The following is a 19239-nucleotide window of genomic DNA, read 5'->3' as shown; positions in this document are numbered from 1 at the left end:
GGGCCGCTCCGCATGGGTCGGTTCCTTTGCACGGCAGGGGAGTTCGGGACCGCGGCGGTGCGTCAGACGGTCGGCCTGCCGGACGTCCACTGCTCCCACGTGAGGTTCCACGCCCCGTAGCCGTTGCCGACGTCGACCGTCTCCGACGCCGAGTTGACCACCTTGATGACGTCGCCGACGATGACGCGGTCGTAGAACTTCTTCGCCGTACCGTCGTTCGCGAGGCCGACGCAGCCGTGCGTGACGTTCTTCTTTCCGGCGTGGATGTTCGCGCTCGCGTTCTCGTGCACGTACGTCCCCGAAGCCGTCGTGTGCAACGCCCAGTTGTAGTAGTCGCGGTACTCGCCCGCGTACCCGACCGTCTGACCGTCCATCAGCACGCTGGAGTTGCGGTCCATCACGACCATCGTGCCGTTCCAGGTGTCCATGCCCGGCGCGCCCGCGGTGATCGGGATGACGGTGTCGGGCTTGCCGTCCTCGACGACGGTCATCTGGTGCGTCTTGACGTCGACCGTCGCCACCAGGGACCGGGCGACGGTCACCTTGGCCTCGACGTCCTTGATGGCGAAGCGGCCGTCGCCGATGTCGACGCCGTCCAGGTCGGCCTTGAAGGAGATCTTCGTGCCCGGCTTCCAGTAGTCCTTCGGGCGGAAGTCGATGCGCTGCCCGTCGTTGAGGTTGCGGTCCTTGACCCACTTCCAGGCGCCGGTCACCGGCGTGTCGGTGACCACGGACAACGCCTTCTCCACCGCCGCCCGGTTCTTGACCGGCGCGTCGAACACGACCGAGATGGGCAGGCCCACGCCGATCTGCCGGCCGTCGGCGACGTTCACCTGGTAGCGCACCTTCTTGTCCGCCTGCTCGGTCCGGAACGCCGCGGTGGCCTCGGCCTGCTGCCCGGCCGCGTTGGTCGCCGAGGCCTTCACGGTGTAGCGGGTCGCGGTGTGCAGCGCACCGGTCGAACGCCACGACGCCAGGTCGTCGGCGGTGTCCCCGGCGATCTCGCTACCGTCCTCGCCCGTGACGGTCACCGCGCCGATCTTGCCGCCCTCGACCTTCACCGTCACCGGCTCTCCGGGGGCGAGGCTGCCGCCGTCGCCGGGTGTGATGGTCACGACCGCGGGAGGTGCGGCGGCCGGGGCCGAGCCGCCTCCGACCGGGGACGCCGCCCCGCCCGAGGGCTTGCCGCCCGCGTTGTCGGCGGAGTCCGAACCGCTGCCGGAACAACCGGCCAGGGCGAGCCCGAGCACCACCACCGCACCCACCCAACCGCGCCGCAGGCGCTGTGGTCCCCGCGAGTTCACCGCTGCCATGAAATACCCCTTTGTCGTACCGCGTTCCCGATCTGCTCGACGCCGCGATCGCGAGCCCGCGTTGCCCTTTCAAAATGTGATTGAGGGCACGGCCAGGCGGCGGCACCGGAAGGGGCGTGCGGTGCGTCCGTGTTGATCCGCGGACGCCGGACGCCGGACGGGGATCGGGTGGGGTTCGGGGCGAGGAAGGGAACTGGGTCGGCACTACCTGGGAGTTGTCAGCCGTTACCCGTTCGCGGCGACAGCGGGAGCCCGACCAGGGACCCCGCGCCTTGCGAGGCACGACACCAGTTCACGCGAGCGGTACCAGGACCCGAAGCACACGGCTTAGCCTGACGTTCCTGGCGCGATCTAGGCAATGGGCCCGGGAGCGGTCGGGCTCACCCCGGACGGCCGCAGCGCGGTCGGGCATATACCGGAGCTTGCCACAGGCCGCGGCATGACACCGGCGGCGGCCGCCGACAGCCGGGCGGAGAACCGGCGGGGGCCGAGAATGCCGCCCCAGGCGACACCGACACGCGGTTCCCGGGCAACACTGGACGCGAGCTGCGGGGCCATGTTCTGTCTCCTCGGAACCGACGACAGGCGGTGGGGTGGGGGGAGATCAGGAGCGGCGGATGATGATGTCGCCGAACTGCGTGCGGGCCCGGACCTCGACGGTGTCGTTCGCCTTGCCGGGTGCGCTGTCCGAAGCGGCGAGCGAGCTGCGGACGTTGCCGAAGCTCGTGTTGGCGTCGACCCACGCCGAGCTGCCCTCGCGCACGCCGATCTCGATCTCGCCGTACGCCGTCTCCAGCGTCACCCGGCCGCGCACGACCTCTTTGATCCGGACGTCCCCGTTCGCGGTCCGCGCCTGGACGCCGTCCCCGGCTCGTGCGACATCGATGTGCCCGTTGGCCGCCCGTACGCGCAGCTCGCCGAGGATCTCGCCGATCCGGGTCTCGCCGTTGGAGTTGCGGATCACCGCGTCCCCGGCGATGTCGCGGACGTCGATGTTGCCGGACGCGGTGTTGATGTCGGTACGCCCCGCCGCGCTGTCCACCGAGACCTCGCCCGAGCCGGTGCTGATCTGGAGTTCGCCGGTGCGTTCGAGGTGGATGTCGCCCATCGCCACCTTGATGCGCACCGCCCCGAGCCGCCCTTCGCCGTGGAAGTTCGCGAGCGCGGCGCTGCCCACGACGCTGGAGTCCGAGGGCACGGTCAGCGTGACGTCGACCGAGTTGCCGCGCGAGAACGGCGAGCGCTGCTTGGGGGTCTTGATGGTCAGCTTGCCGTTCGCGTAGTCGACCTGGGTGTTCTCGGCGGCGCGTACGTCGTGGTCGCGCGCGCCGTTGCCGGGCCGGACCTCGACCAAGGTGTCGGTGCGGTCCTCGGCGTGGATGCGCACATTCCCTGCCTCGATGTGCAGGTCGACCGAGACGGGCTTGGGTGTGTCGAAACTAGGCATGGTGGTCCCCTCCAAGGGCTTTCGCCGGTGATGTGTTCGCCGCGGCGGAGCCGACGGCCGGTGCCGGGGATGCGGTCAGTGCACCCAGCCGGTGAAGCGGTCCCCGCCGCGGGCCGCGCGCCGCGGGGGCGGTCTGCGCTCGTCGGACGGCTCTACGGCCGCGGCGACCACGCGGACCAGCCACGCGTTCACCGATAGACCCTCGCGCCCGGCGACCTCCTCGACCCGCTGCTTCAGATGCGCGGGCAGGCGCAGGTTGATACGCGACGTATTGCCCTCGTCTCCCTCGGGTGGCGCGGCGGGCTTCGCCACGCCCGATGCCCCGTGCGGGCCGCCGTGCTCCTCGATCACGAGGTCGAACGGAAGGTTGACGATGAAGTCCGGGTCAAGACCGCGCAGCCGCACGTCGACCGAGCCCGGTGCGAGATCCCGCGTGATCTCGTCGGCCGCCGCGGACAGCGCGTTGAGCAGCATCAGCCGCGCGGACGACTCCAGCGGCGCGGTGATGCGGTCCGCGAGAGCGAGTGCTTCGTCGCCACCGGCCTCGGCGGCGACCGCGAGATCGTTTCGCAGGTTCTCGACGAACGGTGTCAGGTCCATGGCGCCATCATGGCACCAAAATGGCGCCACGCGCAAGCACTGTGGTGCCGCGATGGTCTCGTCAGTATGGGCCCATCAACGAAAGCCACTGAACTCCGCTTAAAAATAAGGAAGTTCGACTCAGGTGTCCTATGGTGTCGTGTGGTGCCATCCGGTGGCGCCATCATGGCGTCATCGAGGTGCCGCAGCCGCGTCGTCGGGTGGAACACCGGGGAGTGCCACGTGAGCGGCGTGCGGCAGGGCAGGATGTGGGGCGTGGGTCAGCAGCCGAAGAAGCCTTATTGGGTCGGCGAGCCGCCGGCCGGAACGCCTTTGGGGCCGTTCCGGAAGCGCTCGCGCGCAGGCGTGTACGCGCAGTTCATCCTCCAGCCGCTCTATTCGGTGGCGATCGGAGCCTTGTGGCTGGTCGCCCTGGTGGCATCCGGTGCCGGGCCGGGAGGCGGACGTTCGGCCGACGTCGAGACCGGATCGATGTGGCTCAGCCGCCGCAAGATGCGCCTCGAACTCGACGGCGGTCATGAGGACTGGGAGATCTGGACGACCCAGACTCTCGCCAACGCCTTTGCGCGCAGCGCCACACTGCGGGCCAAGAAGGACCCGGACAAAACCGGTCCGCCGCCGGTCGTGACCCTGGACCCGATGGACCGCCGCCTTCTCAGTGCCGAGGAAGTCGCCCGCATCGCGGAGCCGATGGGCTGGCTTCTGATGTGGACACGTCATGAGGGCCCGGACGACAAACTCCGGCTGGTCCCGCGCGCACAGGCCGCGGCGTTCCGAACGTCACCCGCGGAGTAGTCGCGCCATCGCAAGTTGCCGGCACCTGTACCTCACCGAGCGCTTGGAAGGCGATCGGTTCCGTACGCCGACCGACTCCTAGAAGCCCCCGCCGCCGTCGCCGCCCCAGCCGCCACCCCCGCCGTCACCCCACCCACCGAACCCACCGCCGAAGTCGCCGCCGCCGTCTCCGAACCCGCCGTCTCCGAAGCCGGCACCATACGGATCCGGCGCGGCCGCCGCGGTGCCGAGTGTCGTGCCGATGAGCAGGCCGGGCAGCAACATGCCGCCGTACCAGCCCATCGCCCAGGGGGCGTACGCCGGTCCGGCCTCCCAATACGGCCGTCGGCCCTCCGGCGTCTCGACCTGCCTCCCAAGCGGCGCCAAACCGTCGTCGAGACGCGCGGCGTCCGCGCTGCACACCGGGACGGTACGGGTGGCTCCGCCCTCCGGCGCCCACTCCACATCGCGCACCGACGCACCGTGCCGCGGGTCGAAGAAGCACGGCGGACGCCGCTCCGGCAACGCTTCGCCCGTGCGTCGCGCGTCCAGCGTCGCGAGCGCGAACCGGCCGCCGTCCAGCGCCTCGCTGACCTCCCGCACATCGTCCGGCTTTCGGGCCCGTGCCATCGCGTACTTCGCCCGGTCGTAGGCGTCGAGTGCTTTCGCCCAGTCCTCACGCATGGCATCGTCCGAGGCGGGCGCACCCGGGTCGAACCCGGTGCGGTCCAGAGCCTCGCCGTACGCCGTAATGTCCTCGTCGACGGTCGGCCGGACCTGCTCAAGGGCATCGCGTTCGCGCTCGGAGCGGCGGCGTCGGCTGCGCCGCCGGTAGAGCAGCACGCCGAACACCCCGACCGCGAGCAGAACCCCGAGCACCACGAACCCCGTGGCCCCGCCGCGCGATTCGCCGTCCGACGAAGACGCGTTGCCGGGTCCCGGGGCCGCCACCGCGCCGTTCACGAATTCGGTGAACAGGCCGGGCCCGTCGCCCTGGTGCGCGGCGATGCTGTCGCTCTTGAGGGTGGCGAGACGGGCGGGGGACATGACGGATGCGTCCGCGGCGGCGTCGAAGGTGCGGCCCACAGCGACCGCGTACACACCCGGACGTCCCACCCCCTCACGCAACGCCGACAACACGGCCGAACGCGAACCCGACGCGGCCAGCGGTGAGTCCGCGGGCACGGCCACCACGAACACCGGCTTGCCCGAGTCCCGGATCGTCGCGCGCAGCGCGTCCGCCGTCGACGCCGGAAGGACCTCGGACGCGGCAGATTCGGTGTAAACCGGATCCTCGCGCAGATGGGCGGCGATCTCGCTGACCCCTGCCGCCCGCGCAGTCCCGGCGCTCAACGGCAGCATCAACAGAGCCAGCAGGAGCAACAACAGCACGCGCAAGCCAAAAGGAGGAACGACCGACTTCCTCACACTCCCAGGCTACGCCTCACCACACGCACACAGCAGTGCGCCGTCTCGGGGAAGCCGCGCCGCCCCCGACCGACACGCGGCCCGCCCTAAACCCGCCTGCAACCCACCCTCAACCCGCCTGCAACCGAATCCCGTGGCATACGGTCAGATGTGATCACCTCGCAGGAACAACCCGTGCCTTCCCTCACCCATGCGCAGGTGTGCGCCGCGCGCTTCTCCGCCCAAGGGCTCGGCATCCCCATGACCGGTGACCGGCCCGCCGCACTGGTGCCCGTCGCCGTCGCCGTCATGGCCGGTACGCACGCCCAGGTCATGTCCGCCGCCGAACTCGGCATCGGCCTGCGCGTCCAAGGGGCCACGCGTCAGGACGTACGAAAGGCCCTGTGGCAGGACCACACCATCGTCAAGACCTATGGCCCGCGCGGCACGGTGCACTTCCTGCCGGCCAACGAACTGCCTCACTGGATCGGGGCCTTGTCGTCCGTTCCGCCGCTCGCGTCGAACGCGTTCCCCGAAGGCGCCCGCATGACCGCCGACCAGACCGAGGCAGTCATCGCGGCAATTGCCGACGCCCTCAAAGGCGCCGACCTGACCATCGACGAACTGAGCGACGCCGTCGTCGAGCGCGCGGGGGATTGGGCGGGCGACCTGGTCATGCCCGCCTTCCAGACGATGTGGCCGCGTTGGCGTCAGGTGCAGCATCTGGCGGGCCTGCGCGGAGTACTTGCCTTCGGGCCCAACAGGGGGCGGAAGGTCACGTACACCAATCCGCACCGCCTGAACCCGTTCGAGCCCGCCGACGCGGGCGAGGCCGTCGGCTACATCCTGCGGTCCTACCTGACCTCCTACGGCCCCTCGACCCCGCAGCGCTTCGCCCACTGGCTGGCCGCCCCCAAGACTTGGGCCGCCGGGGTGTTCGCAGCGCAGGGCGACAGCATCCGGCCGGTCGAGGTCGAGGGCACCAAGGCGTGGCTCCCGGCCGACCACGAACTGGCACGACGCACAGGCGACACCCCGCAGATGGACGTGCCGCCCGCCGAGCATCTGGGCGTACGCCTGCTCCCGTACTTCGACGCCTACAGCTACCGCGTCGGCAACCAGCCCCCGGAACTGCTGTACCCCGGCAAGGCAGCCGACCGCGTCCTGCCCGGCAACTTCCAGAACCTGATCGTGGACGGCGTCGTCGCCGGGCTGTGGCACCTGCGCCGCTCCGGGCGCCGCCTGCTCATCACCGTCGAATCGGCGGCCACCCTCACCCGACGCCGACGCGCCGAACTGGACGAGCAGGTCGACCGCGTGGGAGTGGTGCTCGAAGGCCGCCCGGAACTCACCATGGGGCCGGTGACAGTAGGCGGTCACGCATAGACAGCGGGTGCGCCGCAAATGTCACCGCGAGCCGATGCCCCGGTCCGCGCGTCACTCGTCACATATATCCATCTGGTTTGCGTTATTTGTCATTACTTGTCCGCAGCCAGGGAAGCGCGTGATGCTTGAGGTCTGACCGCGGCACCAGGACGCCCGGCCCCCGGCGCGCCCCGCCTGCCGGGGGCCTCCCGCCTCCGGGCCGCGATCCGGCGGTGGAAGGAGCCGTGATCATGCGGCCCGACTCGACAGAGGCTGCACACTCGACCGAGCACGCGACGCGGGACTCGACCGGGCACGCGACCGAGCCCACGCAGACCTCCCCGGTGGTCCCCCTGGACACCGAGCAGGCCGCGAACCCCGACCTCACCGGCACCAAGGCCGCCAACCTGGCCCGTGCCGCGGCGGCCGGACTGCCGGTCCTACCGGGGTTCACACTCGTCCCCCCGCCGTCCGCGAACGGCAGCGGCGCCGACGCCGGGACCGACGCGTCCACCGAAGCCCTCCGCGCCGCGTGGCACCGTCTCGCCGGCAGCGCGAACCGCCCCCTCGCGGTGCGCTCGTCGTCCCGCCACGAGGACACCGAGAACTCCTCGATGGCAGGCCGCTTCCGCACCGTGCTTGACGTACGCGGCTGGGACGCGTTCACGGACGCCGTCCGCGAAGTCCTCGACTCCGCCGCCCTCGACCCCGCCGCCCTCGATCCCGCCGCCTTGGCCGACGGCGACCGCGCGACCCACGACAACGCATGCGCACCGCACGACGCCGCCATGGCCGTCCTCGTCCAACCGATGCTGCACCCCGAGGTCGGCGGCGTGATGTTCGGCGCCGACCCGGTCACCGGACGCACCGACCGCATCGTCCTCGGCGTCGCCGCGGGCGGCCCCGCGGACCTGGTCGACGGCTCCACCCAAGGCGTCCGCTACCGCATGACCCGCACCGGGCGCCTGCTCGACCGCGACCCCGTCGAGCCGCGCGGCGAACGGCTGCTCGGCCCGAGCCGCCTGCGCCGCCTCGCGGTCCTCGCCCGGCGCGCCGCCGAACTGTTCGACGGGCCGCAGGACATCGAGTTCGCCTTCGACGCCGACGACCATCTCTGGCTCCTCCAGTCGCGGCCCATCACCGCGATGGCCGCGCGTGTCCCGCGCGGCGCCCGCCTGCTGGGCCCGGGGCCGGTCGCCGAGACCTTCCCCGGCGTCCTGCAACCGCTCGAAGAGGACCTGTGGCTCGGCCCGATGGGCCACGGGCTCACCGTCGCGCTCGACATCCTCGGGGCCGCGTCGCGGCGTACGCTGCGCTCCGTTCCGCCGGTCGTCGCCGTCGACGGCCGCGCGGCGGCCGACCTGGTGCTGCTCGGGGTCGTACCGCCGAGGCACCGCGTCCTGAACGTGCTCAATCCGCTGCCGCCCGCGCGGAAGGTGCGCGCGGCCTGGCGCCTCGGGCGGCTGCGCACGACCCTGCCGCTCCTGGCCCTCGACCTGATGGCGGACGTCGACCGCCAGCTCACCGAACTCCCGGCGCCCGCCCGGCTGTCCAGCGGCCAGGTGCTCGACGCGGCGTCGTGGGGCCGCCGCGCACTGTCCGCGCTGCACGCCCAGGAGTCCCTGGCCGGGGTCCTGCTCGGACCCGGGGACGAGACCACCGTGGCCGCCGAGGCGCTGGCCGTGCTCACCGAGGGACGCGCGGCCGACATCGGCGACGCCGCGCTGCTGGCCGCGCACCCCGTGCTGCTGGGGCTGTTCCCGCCCTCGTTGACCGCGACGGCGCAACTGCCGCCCACGACCGCCTGGACCGGTGTGCCGCGCGGTGTTTCGTCCCTCCCGGTACGCGAGGGCCTGCGCCTGCGCATCCGGTGGGTGCAGGAGATGCAGGCGGGGATGATCCGGGCGTTCGGCGCGCGGCTCGTGGCGGCCGGGCTGCTGGACGACGTGGACCGCACGGGTCTGCTGCGCTGGTCCGAACTGGTGGCCGTCGGCGGAGGCGGCGCCCTGCCGTCCGACCTGGCCGAACGCCGTCCGCGCCGGGACCGCGAGGCCCTGCCGACCGCGTTCCGCCTGGCGGACGGCGAACCGGTGCCGGAACCCGCCCGGCAGCCGAGGCGCGGGCGCGGCCGGACCGGTCCCGACGCCGGGCAGGGGGCGGGCGGCGGAAGCGGCGGCGGCACGGTGTGGGACGGCCTGGGGCCGCGCCCGGAGCGTGCGGTCCTGGTGGTACGCGTCCTCGACCCCGCACTCGCACCCCTCCTCCCGGGCCTGGCCGGGCTCGTCGCGGAGACCGGCAGCCCGCTGTCCCACCTGGCGGTTCTGGCTCGCGAGTACCGCGTGCCCACGGCCACCGCGGTGCCCGACGCCACCGCGCGGTTCCCGCAGGGGACGGAGGTCACCGTCGACGGCGGCACGGGTGACGTCAAGGCCGCCGAGACGACGTGGTCGGCCGACGAAACCGCGGGCGGCGACGACGGCCGCGGCGAAAGCCCCGCCGCCGACCAACGCACGGGGGACCCGTCTCGCCACGCCCTCCGCGCCCACGACCCATCCGCCCACGACCCATCCGCCCACGACCCATCCGCCCGTGAGCCATCCGCCCGTGAGCCATCCGCCCGTGAGCCGGCCGCCCACGACCCGGCCGCCCACGACCCGGCCGCCCGGAACCCGCGCCGCCCCCCGCCCGGGAAGGGAGCCTCGCCGTGAAGTACGTCAGCTACCTCATCGGCGGCCTCTCCGCCGCCGCACTGCTCTTCTACCTGGTCGTGTACCTGTACCGCTGGCAGTGGAACCGGGCGCTGATCTGCGGGGTGCTGTTCGTCGCCATCGAGGTCTTCCTGCTGGGCGTCGCCGTGCTCGGCCGCATGTCGCGCCTGGAGCGCCGCATCGCGGACACCGACAGCCGCGGCGAGGAAGTGCGGCGGCGCCTGGAACAGGCCCGGCTCGAACAGTCCGGGGAGCAGTCCGGCGAGGCGGCGCGGGAGCGCTTCCGCTGGCTCGACGCGGGCCGCCTCGCCGACCCCGCCGGACACCGGGTCTTCATCCCGGTACTGCTGGCGGCCGGGGTCGTGCTGTCCGGCGTCAGCTGGGTCGTGCAGCGCATCGCCCGGATGACGGTCGTCCCGACCGCCGACCGCCATCTGGCCGGACGCCTGGCCGCCCTCACCGCGCCCGCCGAGGGGGCGTTGCAGGCCGGTCCGCGCCTGGAGGACGCCCCGGCCGTACCGCCGCCGCGCCCTGGGCGTACGACGGCCTTCGCCGCGGTCGCGCTGGCCGGCGTCGTCGGGCTCACGGCGGGCATCGACGCACTCGGCGACGCGACGCAGTCCCGCCCGGGTTCCCCGCCGGCCTCGGCGGCGACCACGCTGGTGTTCCGCGTCGACACCCGGTCACCGGGCGACGACGTGCAGAACGCACGCGCCGCGGGCGACCTCTGGGAGGGCTGCCGCCACGGCATCACGGTCGGATCCCTCGACAACGCGGGCCTCAGCCAACTCGGCTCCGACATCTTCGCCCTCGTGGTCCGCCCCGCGCTGACCGAGAACGACCTCGCCCGCCTCCGCGGCTGCCTGATCGACGCCAACGCCCCCGGAATCCAGGCGACCTTCCTCGGCGAGGGCCAGGCCCCGCCGTCACCATGGCTGCCTTGACGCGATCCGCTTTCCCGACCCCACACCCGTCCGCGCCCGCCGATGGAGCCCGCGGACGCATCACAACCCCACCTGGGACGTGACCAACGTCACGCCTGATTTCCTCGATTTCATAGCCATTTGTGCCGTTTTGGCGTTGATTTCCAGTTGATCATCATTGTGTGCCCTGGCGACGCGGGTTAGTCTCATGGCTCGCCCGACCGTCGCGTCTCGGACGTTGCGGTATGCCTGCCCCTCCCGGTGATTTCTTTTGCAGCCCTCCGCAGCACCCGCAACGCCCGCCATGCCCTCCCAGGCCACCACCCTCCGGCCCGCCGCCCCGCAGCCGCCCGCCCCTCGCGCACGGGCCCGCCGCATCGCGAAGCGCACCGCCAAGGTCCTGGTCTTCTCCGCCCTCGGCTACGCCGCCGTGTGGCTTTTCGCCTTTCTCGGCATGCTCGGCGTCCACGCCTGGGCCTCCTCGCAGACTGCCGGCGGCTCCGGCGAGAAGGTCGCCGGGATGAATCACTTCAAGCAGGTCGACGACCGCGTCTACCGCGGGTCCGCCCCCGGTGACTCCGGCTACCGCGAACTCGCCGCCATGGGCGTGCGCACCGTGGTCGACCTGCGCGCCGAGCACATGAGCGCCGAGGACATCGCGCGTCCCACGAACGCCGGGCTCGACCTGGTCCGGATGCCGATCCGCGACGGACAGACCCCGACGCCCGCCCAGGTCGACGAGTTCCTGCGGACCGTGCAGACCTCGAACGGACCGGTGTACGTGCACTGCGGCGCCGGCGTCGGGCGCACCGGAGCCATGACCGCCGCGTACATGATGCGCACCGGCGAGGCCGGCTCGGTCGAGGCCGCGAAGCAGACGCTCGCCGTCGGGCCCCCGTCCGTCGAGCAGGTCTACTACGTGCTCAGCGGCGACCGCGACTCCAGCGACCAGCCGCCGATCATCGTGCAGATCATCAGCCGCATCCTGGACGCGCCGCGCCGCATCAACGCCACGCTGTTCTGAGCGCGGCACGTCCGGCTCCGAGCGGGGTACGCCAGGCTCCGCACCGGAGCCGGGCCCTCTTGATCGTTCGAGGCGCCGACACTACGGTCCCGCTCAGCGCAGCAGCACCGAGCCGAGGGGATCCGATGTCCGAGACCACCAGGGCCGAGGACGTCGCCGACCTCGCCGAACTTGCCCACGCGTACGCCGACGCCCTCGACCGCCGCGACTGGGCCGCCCTCGACAACGTGTTCACCGCCGACGTGCGCGCCGACTACAACGGCGTGCACGTACTGCACGGCCGGACCGATCTCGTCGCGATGATCCGCACCTACCTCGACGCGTGCGGGCCCACCCAGCACCTGATGGGCAATCACCGCGTGACCCTTGACCGGGACGGTGACGGCGACCGCGCGCGGCTGACCGTCAAGATGCGCGTCCACCACATCGGGGCGGGGGAGCGCGCGGACCTCACGTACGAGTGCTTCGGCTGGTACCACGCGGAGGCGACACGCACCGCGCAGGGCTGGCGGTTCCGGGGCTGGCGCCAGGAGGTCACCGCGGAGTTGGGCACGCAGGAGCTCTTCCTGCCCGCGTGAACGGCCCGTACGGCCGGTACGGCATGCTGGCCGGGTGGCACAGGCACATGAAACCCCCGACCCGGCGCGCCTGCGCCTGGACAGCTACCCCTTCGTGCGCGAGGTCCCGGCGCGGTTCGCCGACATGGACATCCAGCGGCACATCAACAACGTCGCGATCGCGTCCTTTTACGAGGACGGCCGAGCCAACCTCAATATGCGGATGTTCGGCGACGAACTGTTCGCGAGCGCGCGCGACTTCCGGTTCGTGGTGCTGGAGACGCGCGTGCGCTATCTGCGCGAGGCGCCGTTCCCGGCGACGTATCGGGTGGGGGTGGGCATCACGCGCTTCGGACGCTCGTCCCTCGAATACGGCCTCGGGCTGTTCCACGACGACGTGTGCGTCGGCCTGTGCGAAACGGTGCTGGTGCACATGACGTCTGCCGGTCCGACGGCCGTTCCGCCGGAGCGCCGCGCGGTGATGGAGAAGTACGCATTCCCCGCTGACCGCTGACCGCTGACCGCTGGCCGCTGGCCGCTGGCCGCTGGCCCTTGAGTCCTGACTGCTGACCCCTCAGCGCCGAGCGCCGACCCCCACGTCCCGTGGGCGGGGGAGGCCCCCGCCCACGGCTGACCCGTCACCCGGCCGGGGCGAGCCCGGTGAGACCGGCCGGGAGTTCCCCGCTGTGCACGACGCCCAGCCGCTGCGTCGCGCGCGTCAGCGCGACGTACAGGTCGGCGAGCGCGAACGCGGCCGGCTCCACCACGATCACCGAGTCGAACTCCAGTCCCTTGGCCTGCTTCGGGTCGAGCAGCACCACTGGGCGCGTCAGGTCCGGTTCCACGCCGCGTTCGGCGTACGGGATCGCCGCACCGACCGCGTCCAGGAACTCGGGCGGGGCGATCACCGCGACCCGCCCTTCGACCTGTACCGCGCCTCCGGCGTCGCCTCCGCCGGGCCCGGTGTCCGCGCCCTCGTTGCCGCCGTCCCCGGCGCGCTCCCGCGCAACGGCCTGCGCCACCGCCCCCGGAACGTCCGCCGTATGCCGCGACCACGGCTTGACCCCGGTCGAACGCACCGACTCCGGCGGCTCGAACGCGGGGTCGGCCGCCCGCATCACGTCCGCGGCGACCTCCATGATCTCGGTCGGCGTCCGGTAGTTCACCCCCAACCGGAAGCGCTCCCAACGCCCTTCGACGTACGGCATCAGGATGCGCTCCCACGACCCGCACCCGCCCGGCTCCGAGGTCTGCGCCGGGTCGCCGACCAGGGTCATCGACCGCGTCGGGCTGCGCCGCATGAGCAACCGCCAGGCCATCGCGGACAGTTCCTGCGCCTCGTCGACCACGATGTGGCCGTACGCCCAGGTGCGGTCCGCGGCGGCACGCTCCGCCGACGTACGGAAGTCCAGCTCCTCCTGCCGGGCCGCGAGGCGCTCGGCGTCCACGAGGTCGTGTGCGCTGAGCACTTCCGAGTCCTCGTCGTCGCGGTCCTCGAACTCCTGGGTGCGCGAACCGTACGACAGGTCCAGGACGCCCTGCGCGTAAGCGATTTGCCGCCGCCGCTCGGCCTCCGCCGCCGCCCGGGCCAACGAGTCGTCCTCGCCCAGGAGTTCGGCCGCCTCATCGAGCAGCGGCACGTCCGCCACGGTCCACTCGTCCGTCGTCCACGTCCCGAACACCGGGTCGTACGCGGCCGGTCGCCGGATCGCCGCGGCATCCTCGTCGGACAGGTACACGGGATCGGCCAGGAAGTCGGACACGAGGCCCTGCGGGGTCAGGCGCGGCCACAGTTCGTCGACGGCCCGCTGCACCGCGGGGCTCTCCGCGACGGACATGGCGAGTTGCGCGACCTCCTCCGAGCCCAGGAAGTTCGGTCCGCCGTAGGGATCCGCGCCGAGCCGGTCCACCAACTGTGCGGTGAGGCCGTCGATCACGCGCGACGCGAAGGCCGCGCGGGCGAGATTGTGCGGTAGGAGCGTGGCACGGGCCTTGCGGCGCGCGGTCTCCGCGATCGCGGCGTCCAGGAGGAGGTCGCCGTCCTCGTGTCCGATCACCAACGGCTCGTCGGGCACCCGTTGGTGGTCGCCGACGAAGCGGCCCAGCACCTCGGCCATCGCGGCCCGCCCCTTCACCTCGGCGGCCTCCGGAGTGTCGACCAGGGTCGCGGTGACGCCGGGAAACAACTCGCCGGGCGTGGCGAACAGCACTCCGGTCTCGCCGAGCGAGGGCAGGACGTCCTCGATGTAGCCGAGGAACGCCGGGTTCGGACCGACGACCAGGACGACGCGGCGGGTCAGGTGCTCGCGGTTGGCGTACAGCAGGAACGCGGCGCGGTGCAGCGCGACGACGGTCTTGCCCGTCCCCGGCCCGCCCTCGACGACCAGGACGCCGCGGTGCGGGGCGCGGATGATGCGGTCCTGCTCGGCCTGGATGGTCTGCACGATGTCGTGCATGCGCCCGGTGCGGGCCGCGTCCAGGGACGCCAGCAGGACCGCGTCGGCGTCCGAGCCCTCGAAGCCGGTGCGGGTGTCGTCGGCGAGGTCCAGGATCTCGTCGTGCAGCGCGGTGACGCGCTTGCCGGCGGTGGTGATGTGCCGTCTGCGCCGCAGTCCCATCGGCGTGTGCCCGGTCGCCAGGTAGAACGGCCGGGCGACCTCGGCGCGCCAGTCGACCACGAGCGGCGTGTGCTCGGCGTCGTCGCGGCGGATCCCGATGCGCCCGATGTGGTGGTCGGCCCCGTCGCGGAACACGAGCCGTCCGAAGCACAGGCCGTTCTCGCCGGCGGTCAGCGCGGCGACCAGCGCCGACTGCTCGAACACCGCGATGTCGCGCTCCACGCGCGCCTGCCGGGTGCCGTCGTCCTCGCGCCCGAGTTCACGGGTCACCGCCACCTCGGCCTCGGCACGCAGGTCCGCGAGGCGCTCGTACAGGACGTCGATGAATTCCTGTTCGTGTCGCAATTCCGCGTTTGACAATTCGACTCCCGGACGGCTACGATGACTCCATTAATCCTGCCGCACCCCGTGATTCCGTCGATATTGAAATCGGTGAAATCAACGGCATGCAGAACCACCGAATATACCTCGTGCAAAGCCCTGTGCGTCAAGGCGCGCGGGGTTTTTTCGTGTGCGTCGGCGAGGTCGTGGAGGACTGGGGACCGGCCAACGGGTAGATATAGAGCGGGAGTTGGCGGGTACGCCGCGCGCATACCAGGGGGCTGAGGACTGCACGGCAATGTCCGGGTCGGGACGCGGACACGTTGTGGACCGGTCGGCCGGCATTAAGAACGCGACTTCATGCACGTGACCGCGGGCGGCGCCCTCGCCGAGAGCGGCAGCGAATGCGCGGGGTAATCCCGCGTGGCGGTGGTGCGGGCGCGCGACGACTCTTGCGGCAAGCGGCTGCCGCGTCGTCCGGGTCGGCTTCTGTGCCGACTTCCGTATCGGCCCGCATATCGGCTTCTGAGTCGGCTTCCATATCGGCTTCCGGGTCGGCTTCCGCGCCGCGCGAAGGGCCGGTTCGGCGGTGCGTGCCCGGCCCGGCGACGGCAGCCGAACAGCCCCGGCAGACTGGGGGCATGACGACCGAACCGGGTGACCCGAAGCCGGAGCCGGTGACCCCGCCGGAGGCCCAGAACCGGCCGGAGGGGTACACGCGGCCGGACGACACACCCCGGCCCGAGACCCGCCTCCGCCCTGAGCTCCACCCCGAGCCGGTGACCCGGTCCGCACCCCGCCCCGTCCGTCCCGTCGTCCTGAGTCAGAGTTGGCTGGACCTCACCTTCCTGCACTGGCCGGTCGAGCCGGAGGCGGTGGCGCCGCTGCTGCCGCGCGGGACGGTGCCGGACACGTTCGAGGGTCGTACGTACGTCGGCCTCGTACCGTTCCGCATGGACCGTGTGGGCATCGGCTGGGGGCCGGGCATCCCGTACCTGGGCAACTTCGCCGAGACGAACGTACGCCTGTACTCGGTCGACGAAGCCGGGCGCCGCGGCGTGGTCTTCCGTTCGCTGGAAGCCGCGCGCCTGCTGCCGGTGCTCGTCGCGCGCGCAGTGTTCGGGCTGCCGTACATGTGGGCGCGCATGGACGTCTGCCGCCTCGGCACTCGCGCCGCACCGGAGTTCCGCTACACCACCCGCCGCCGCGCCCCGCGTCCGCGCGGTGCGGGCGGCAGCGTGCACATCCGCGTCCTCGAACGCATCGCCGACCCGGACCCGCTCACCGACTTCCTGACGGCCCGTTGGGGGCTGCACGTCACATGGCACGGACGCACGCTCTACCTGCCCAACACCCACCGCCGCTGGCCGCTACACGAAGCCGAACTCCTGCATATGGACGACGACTTGATCGCCGCGGGCGGCCTCCCCGCACCGTCCGGGCCGCCCGTGAGCGTGCTCTATTCGCCGGGCGTGCGCGCCCGGTTCGGTCCGCCGGTGACCTGCGCGGGCCGCGAACCGGAGTAGGGGCGTCGACGGTGACCGCCTCGTGCCTCGCGCTGACCGCGCACGGGAAGATGTCGGGCCCGCTCGGCCTGCTCGGCCCGATGGCGCGGTGCCGCCGGGGCGCGTGAGGGGACGCGAGTACCGCCACCGCCCACGCGCCGAACCGGCGGACGCGCGGAAGCCCGCGGATGCTCGTGGAAGCCCGTGGGAGCCCGTGGACGCCCGTCCGAGCTGGTGCGAGCCCGTCGAGCCCGCCCCCGACCCTCAGCGGGCGGACACCCGTGGGAGCCGGTGAAAGCCCGTCCGAGCATCGTGCGAGCCCTTCGAGCCCGCGCGCGACCCTCAGCGGACACCCGTGGGAGCCCGTGGAAGCCCGTACGAACTGCTCCGAACCCTTCGAGCCCGCACCCGACCATCAATGGAGGGAGTCCCCCGCTTCGCACGCATCGTTCGGCGCTGTTCCGGGCACGTAGCCTCTGGTGCCACCGGCACGGACCTTCAGGTGGAAACACCCGGATTGCTGGGATTCACTGAAGCCCCAGCAACGGACGGCAAAGGCGAGCGAGGATGGGATCACCCGGCGGGACCGGCACGGGCGAGGTGCCGTTTCTGGTCGACGGTGTCGAGGCTGCCGCGGTAGTGCTCGGTGCGGACGGAACCGTCGCATGGTCGACGCCTGCCGCGCGCCGGCTCCTCGCGGGCCTGGACTTCGCCGGCGGGCTGCGCGCCGCGCTGGCGGCGGGCACCGGGGCCACGCGCGCGGGCGCCGCGACGTTCCGGGAGCCGTCCGGATCCGGCGTGTCGCGCGAGTTCCGGTACGCCGCGCAGCCGCTGTCCGGGAACGCCGACGAACACGGCTGGCTGGTTCTGCTGCTGCCGCGCGAGAGCGCCGCGGAGTGGGAGGCGGCCCAGGAGCGCACCCAGCGCTACACCCGATTGGCGCATCAGGCCGCCGCGGATATCGGGGCGAGTCTCGACCTCGCCCAGACCACCCGCGGCCTGGTCGACGTACTTGTCCCCGACCTCGCCGACCTGGCGTCCGTGGACCTCGCCGAACCGGTGCTGCACGGCGACGAGCCGGGCCTGATCGACACGCGGATCGACACCACGTCCCCCAGGATGCGGCGCGTCGCCGTGGCGCCGTCGGGCGAGGCCGAATGGCCCGGAGCGGTCGCGGGCATCGGCGACCTCCTGCCGGAGTTCGCGGACAGCAACCTGCTGCGGCCGGTTGTCCAGGGCGCGGCGGTGGCGGTGTCCGACATGGGCGTCCTCGCCGAGGCGCTGGGCCTGGACGGGGACGGGCTGCGCAGCATCATCCCCGAGGGCGCGCATTCGATGCTCGCCATCCCGCTGTTCGCACGCGGGCTGGTGCTGGGGGCGGTCACCCTGTGGCGTACCCACACCGCGCGGAACTTCGACGACGAGGACGCCGACCTCCTCGCGGAGATCGCCTCGCGGGCCGCGATCAGCGTCGACAACGCGCGGCGGTACACGCGCGAGCACCGTACCGCCGTCGCCCTGCAACGGAGCCTGCTGCCGCGGCCGGTGACGCGGACCGCGGCGGCCGAGACGGCGGGCACCTACCTCCCGTCGGAAGGGGAGGCCGGGGTCGGCGGCGACTGGTTCGACGTCCTGGCGCTGTCGTCGTTGCGGACCGGGTTCGTGGTCGGGGACGTCGTGGGCCACGGCCTGGGGGCCACGGCCGCGATGGGACGCCTCCGCACGGCCGTCCAGACACTCGCCGACCTCGACCTGGAGCCCGACGAACTCCTCAGCCACCTGGACGACTTGGTGCTGAGCTACTGGCCCGAGCACGACCCGGACGACCCCACGTCCGAACTCGCCGCCCAGGGTGCGACGTTCCTGTACGCGGTCTACGACCCGGTGGCCCGGCGCTGCTCGTTGGCGAGCGCGGGGCACCCGCCGCCGGTCGTGCTGCGGCCCGGCGAGGAGCCGGAACTCGTGGACGTGCCGCCGGGGCCGCCGCTGGGGGTGGGCGGCATGCCGTTCGAGGCGGTGGAGATCGACCTTCCCGAGGGCTCGGTGCTGGCGTTCTTCACGGACGGACTCGTGGAGCGCCGGGGCGTCGACGTCGGGGCCAACCTGGAACTGCTCTGCGACGTGCTGACGGAGAACCGCGATCGCCCGCTGGAACAGATCGGACCGGACGTCGTGGCCCGCCTCGCCCCGGCGCGGGACGACGACATCGCGCTCCTGCTCGCCCGAACGCGCGCTATCCCGGCATCGGCGGTGGCCGAGTGGGAGCTGCCGGCGGACCCGTCCGTGGTGTCCCGGGCCCGGGAGCTGACCTCCCGGCAGCTGCGCGATTGGGGGCTGGAGGAACTGGCCTTCACCACCGAGCTGGTGGTGAGCGAGCTGGTGACCAACGCCATCAGGTACGCGGGAGCCCCGGTCGGACTGCGCCTCGTACGCGACGACATCCTGGTCTGCGAGGTCTCCGACCCGAGCAACACCCAGCCGCGCCTGCGGCGGGCGGTGGCGACGGACGAGGGCGGCCGCGGCCTGTTCCTCGTGGCGCAGCTCACGTCGCGATGGGGGAGCCGCTACCGGCGGTCCGGCAAGACGATCTGGACCGAGCAGGGTGTGGAAGTCCCCTCCACGGCGGCTCTGTTGAACGCCTTCGATGTGGAGTGGTAGCCCCGGTCGGGACACCGTG

14 protein-coding genes are annotated in these 19239 nt (G+C 72.3%); 9 read left to right on the top strand and 5 right to left on the bottom strand.

Annotated elements, in window-relative coordinates; all coding sequences use genetic code 11:
- Nucleotides 1-62: 62 nt before the first annotated feature.
- The 3 genes from ACRX5S_RS05350 to ACRX5S_RS05340 all read right to left on the bottom strand — a co-directional run bounded on the left by ACRX5S_RS05350 (nt 63) and on the right by ACRX5S_RS05340 (nt 3360).
- A complete protein-coding gene (locus ACRX5S_RS05350) occupies nt 63-1313 on the bottom strand; it encodes an Ig-like domain-containing protein (RefSeq protein ID WP_436771573.1) in 1251 nt (416 codons plus the stop codon).
- 604 nt (nt 1314-1917) lie between these two features.
- Entirely contained in the window at nt 1918-2760 is an 843-nt protein-coding gene (locus ACRX5S_RS05345; protein ID WP_436771572.1) for a DUF4097 family beta strand repeat-containing protein, read from the bottom strand.
- Nucleotides 2761-2835: 75 nt separating this feature from the next.
- Complete coding sequence (locus ACRX5S_RS05340; RefSeq protein ID WP_436771571.1) at nt 2836-3360, bottom strand: hypothetical protein; 525 nt, start codon at nt 3358-3360, stop codon at nt 2836-2838.
- Between the two features lie 255 nt (nt 3361-3615).
- On the opposite strand from ACRX5S_RS05340, the gene ACRX5S_RS05335 reads away from it, so the two are divergent.
- Nucleotides 3616-4155 (top strand): hypothetical protein, encoded by a 540-nt coding sequence (locus ACRX5S_RS05335; RefSeq protein ID WP_436771570.1) that lies wholly within the window; start codon nt 3616-3618, stop codon nt 4153-4155.
- Nucleotides 4156-4233: 78 nt separating this feature from the next.
- Here ACRX5S_RS05335 and ACRX5S_RS05330 read toward each other — a convergent pair whose 3' ends face one another.
- Entirely contained in the window at nt 4234-5526 is a 1293-nt protein-coding gene (locus tag ACRX5S_RS05330; protein ID WP_436771569.1) for a hypothetical protein, read from the bottom strand.
- 210 nt (nt 5527-5736) lie between these two features.
- On the opposite strand from ACRX5S_RS05330, the gene ACRX5S_RS05325 reads away from it, so the two are divergent.
- From ACRX5S_RS05325 to ACRX5S_RS05300, 6 genes are all read left to right on the top strand, one after another.
- Nucleotides 5737-6927, top strand: a complete 1191-nt coding sequence (locus ACRX5S_RS05325) for a winged helix DNA-binding domain-containing protein (RefSeq protein ID WP_436771568.1) — start codon at nt 5737-5739, stop codon at nt 6925-6927.
- Between the two features lie 230 nt (nt 6928-7157).
- Nucleotides 7158-9614, top strand: a complete 2457-nt coding sequence (locus tag ACRX5S_RS05320) for a PEP/pyruvate-binding domain-containing protein (RefSeq protein WP_436771567.1) — start codon at nt 7158-7160, stop codon at nt 9612-9614.
- Nucleotides 9611-10558 carry a hypothetical protein gene (locus ACRX5S_RS05315; RefSeq protein WP_436771566.1) on the top strand — a complete coding sequence of 316 codons (948 nt, stop codon included), beginning with the start codon at nt 9611-9613 and terminating at the stop codon, nt 10556-10558. Before ACRX5S_RS05320 ends, ACRX5S_RS05315 begins: the two co-directional genes overlap by 4 nt.
- 283 nt (nt 10559-10841) lie before the next feature.
- On the top strand, nt 10842-11561 hold the full coding sequence (locus ACRX5S_RS05310; protein WP_436771565.1) for a protein-tyrosine phosphatase family protein: 720 nt from the start codon (nt 10842-10844) through the stop codon (nt 11559-11561).
- A 125-nt stretch (nt 11562-11686) separates the two neighbouring features.
- Nucleotides 11687-12139, top strand: coding sequence for a nuclear transport factor 2 family protein (locus ACRX5S_RS05305; protein WP_436771564.1), 453 nt, complete (start codon nt 11687-11689; stop codon nt 12137-12139).
- A gap of 34 nt (nt 12140-12173) precedes the next feature.
- Nucleotides 12174-12632 carry an acyl-CoA thioesterase gene (locus ACRX5S_RS05300; RefSeq protein WP_436771563.1) on the top strand — a complete coding sequence of 153 codons (459 nt, stop codon included), beginning with the start codon at nt 12174-12176 and terminating at the stop codon, nt 12630-12632.
- 124 nt (nt 12633-12756) lie between these two features.
- On the opposite strand, the gene ACRX5S_RS05295 is transcribed toward ACRX5S_RS05300, so the two are convergent.
- A complete protein-coding gene (locus ACRX5S_RS05295; RefSeq protein WP_436771714.1) occupies nt 12757-15081 on the bottom strand; it encodes a HelD family protein in 2325 nt (774 codons plus the stop codon).
- A 617-nt stretch (nt 15082-15698) separates the two neighbouring features.
- Between ACRX5S_RS05295 and ACRX5S_RS05290 the strand changes: the two genes are divergently transcribed.
- A complete protein-coding gene (locus ACRX5S_RS05290; RefSeq protein ID WP_436771562.1) occupies nt 15699-16583 on the top strand; it encodes a DUF2071 domain-containing protein in 885 nt (294 codons plus the stop codon).
- 546 nt (nt 16584-17129) lie between these two features.
- Nucleotides 17130-19220: an ATP-binding SpoIIE family protein phosphatase gene (locus tag ACRX5S_RS05285; RefSeq protein WP_436771561.1), complete on the top strand. Its 2091-nt coding sequence runs from the start codon at nt 17130-17132 to the stop codon at nt 19218-19220.
- Nucleotides 19221-19239: the final 19 nt, after the last annotated feature.

Source organism: Yinghuangia sp. YIM S09857, assembly GCF_051388915.1.
Lineage (GTDB): Bacteria > Actinomycetota > Actinomycetes > Streptomycetales > Streptomycetaceae > Yinghuangia.
The sequence above is the reverse complement of the archived record's forward strand: the minus strand, read 5'-3'. Positions and strand labels throughout refer to the sequence as shown.

Excerpts from the sequence above, each read along its gene's own strand:
- ACRX5S_RS05350 (WP_436771573.1), bottom strand. The coding sequence starts at position 1,313 with ATGGCAGCGGTGAACTCGCGGGGACCACAGCGCCTGCGGCGCGGTTGG.
- ACRX5S_RS05345 (WP_436771572.1), bottom strand. The coding sequence starts at position 2,760 with ATGCCTAGTTTCGACACACCCAAGCCCGTCTCGGTCGACCTGCACATC.
- ACRX5S_RS05340 (WP_436771571.1), bottom strand. The coding sequence starts at position 3,360 with ATGGACCTGACACCGTTCGTCGAGAACCTGCGAAACGATCTCGCGGTC.
- ACRX5S_RS05320 (WP_436771567.1), top strand. The coding sequence starts at position 7,158 with ATGCGGCCCGACTCGACAGAGGCTGCACACTCGACCGAGCACGCGACG.
- ACRX5S_RS05310 (WP_436771565.1), top strand. The coding sequence starts at position 10,842 with ATGCCCTCCCAGGCCACCACCCTCCGGCCCGCCGCCCCGCAGCCGCCC.
- ACRX5S_RS05305 (WP_436771564.1), top strand. The coding sequence starts at position 11,687 with ATGTCCGAGACCACCAGGGCCGAGGACGTCGCCGACCTCGCCGAACTT.
- ACRX5S_RS05290 (WP_436771562.1), top strand. The coding sequence starts at position 15,699 with ATGACGACCGAACCGGGTGACCCGAAGCCGGAGCCGGTGACCCCGCCG.
- ACRX5S_RS05285 (WP_436771561.1), top strand. The coding sequence starts at position 17,130 with ATGGGATCACCCGGCGGGACCGGCACGGGCGAGGTGCCGTTTCTGGTC.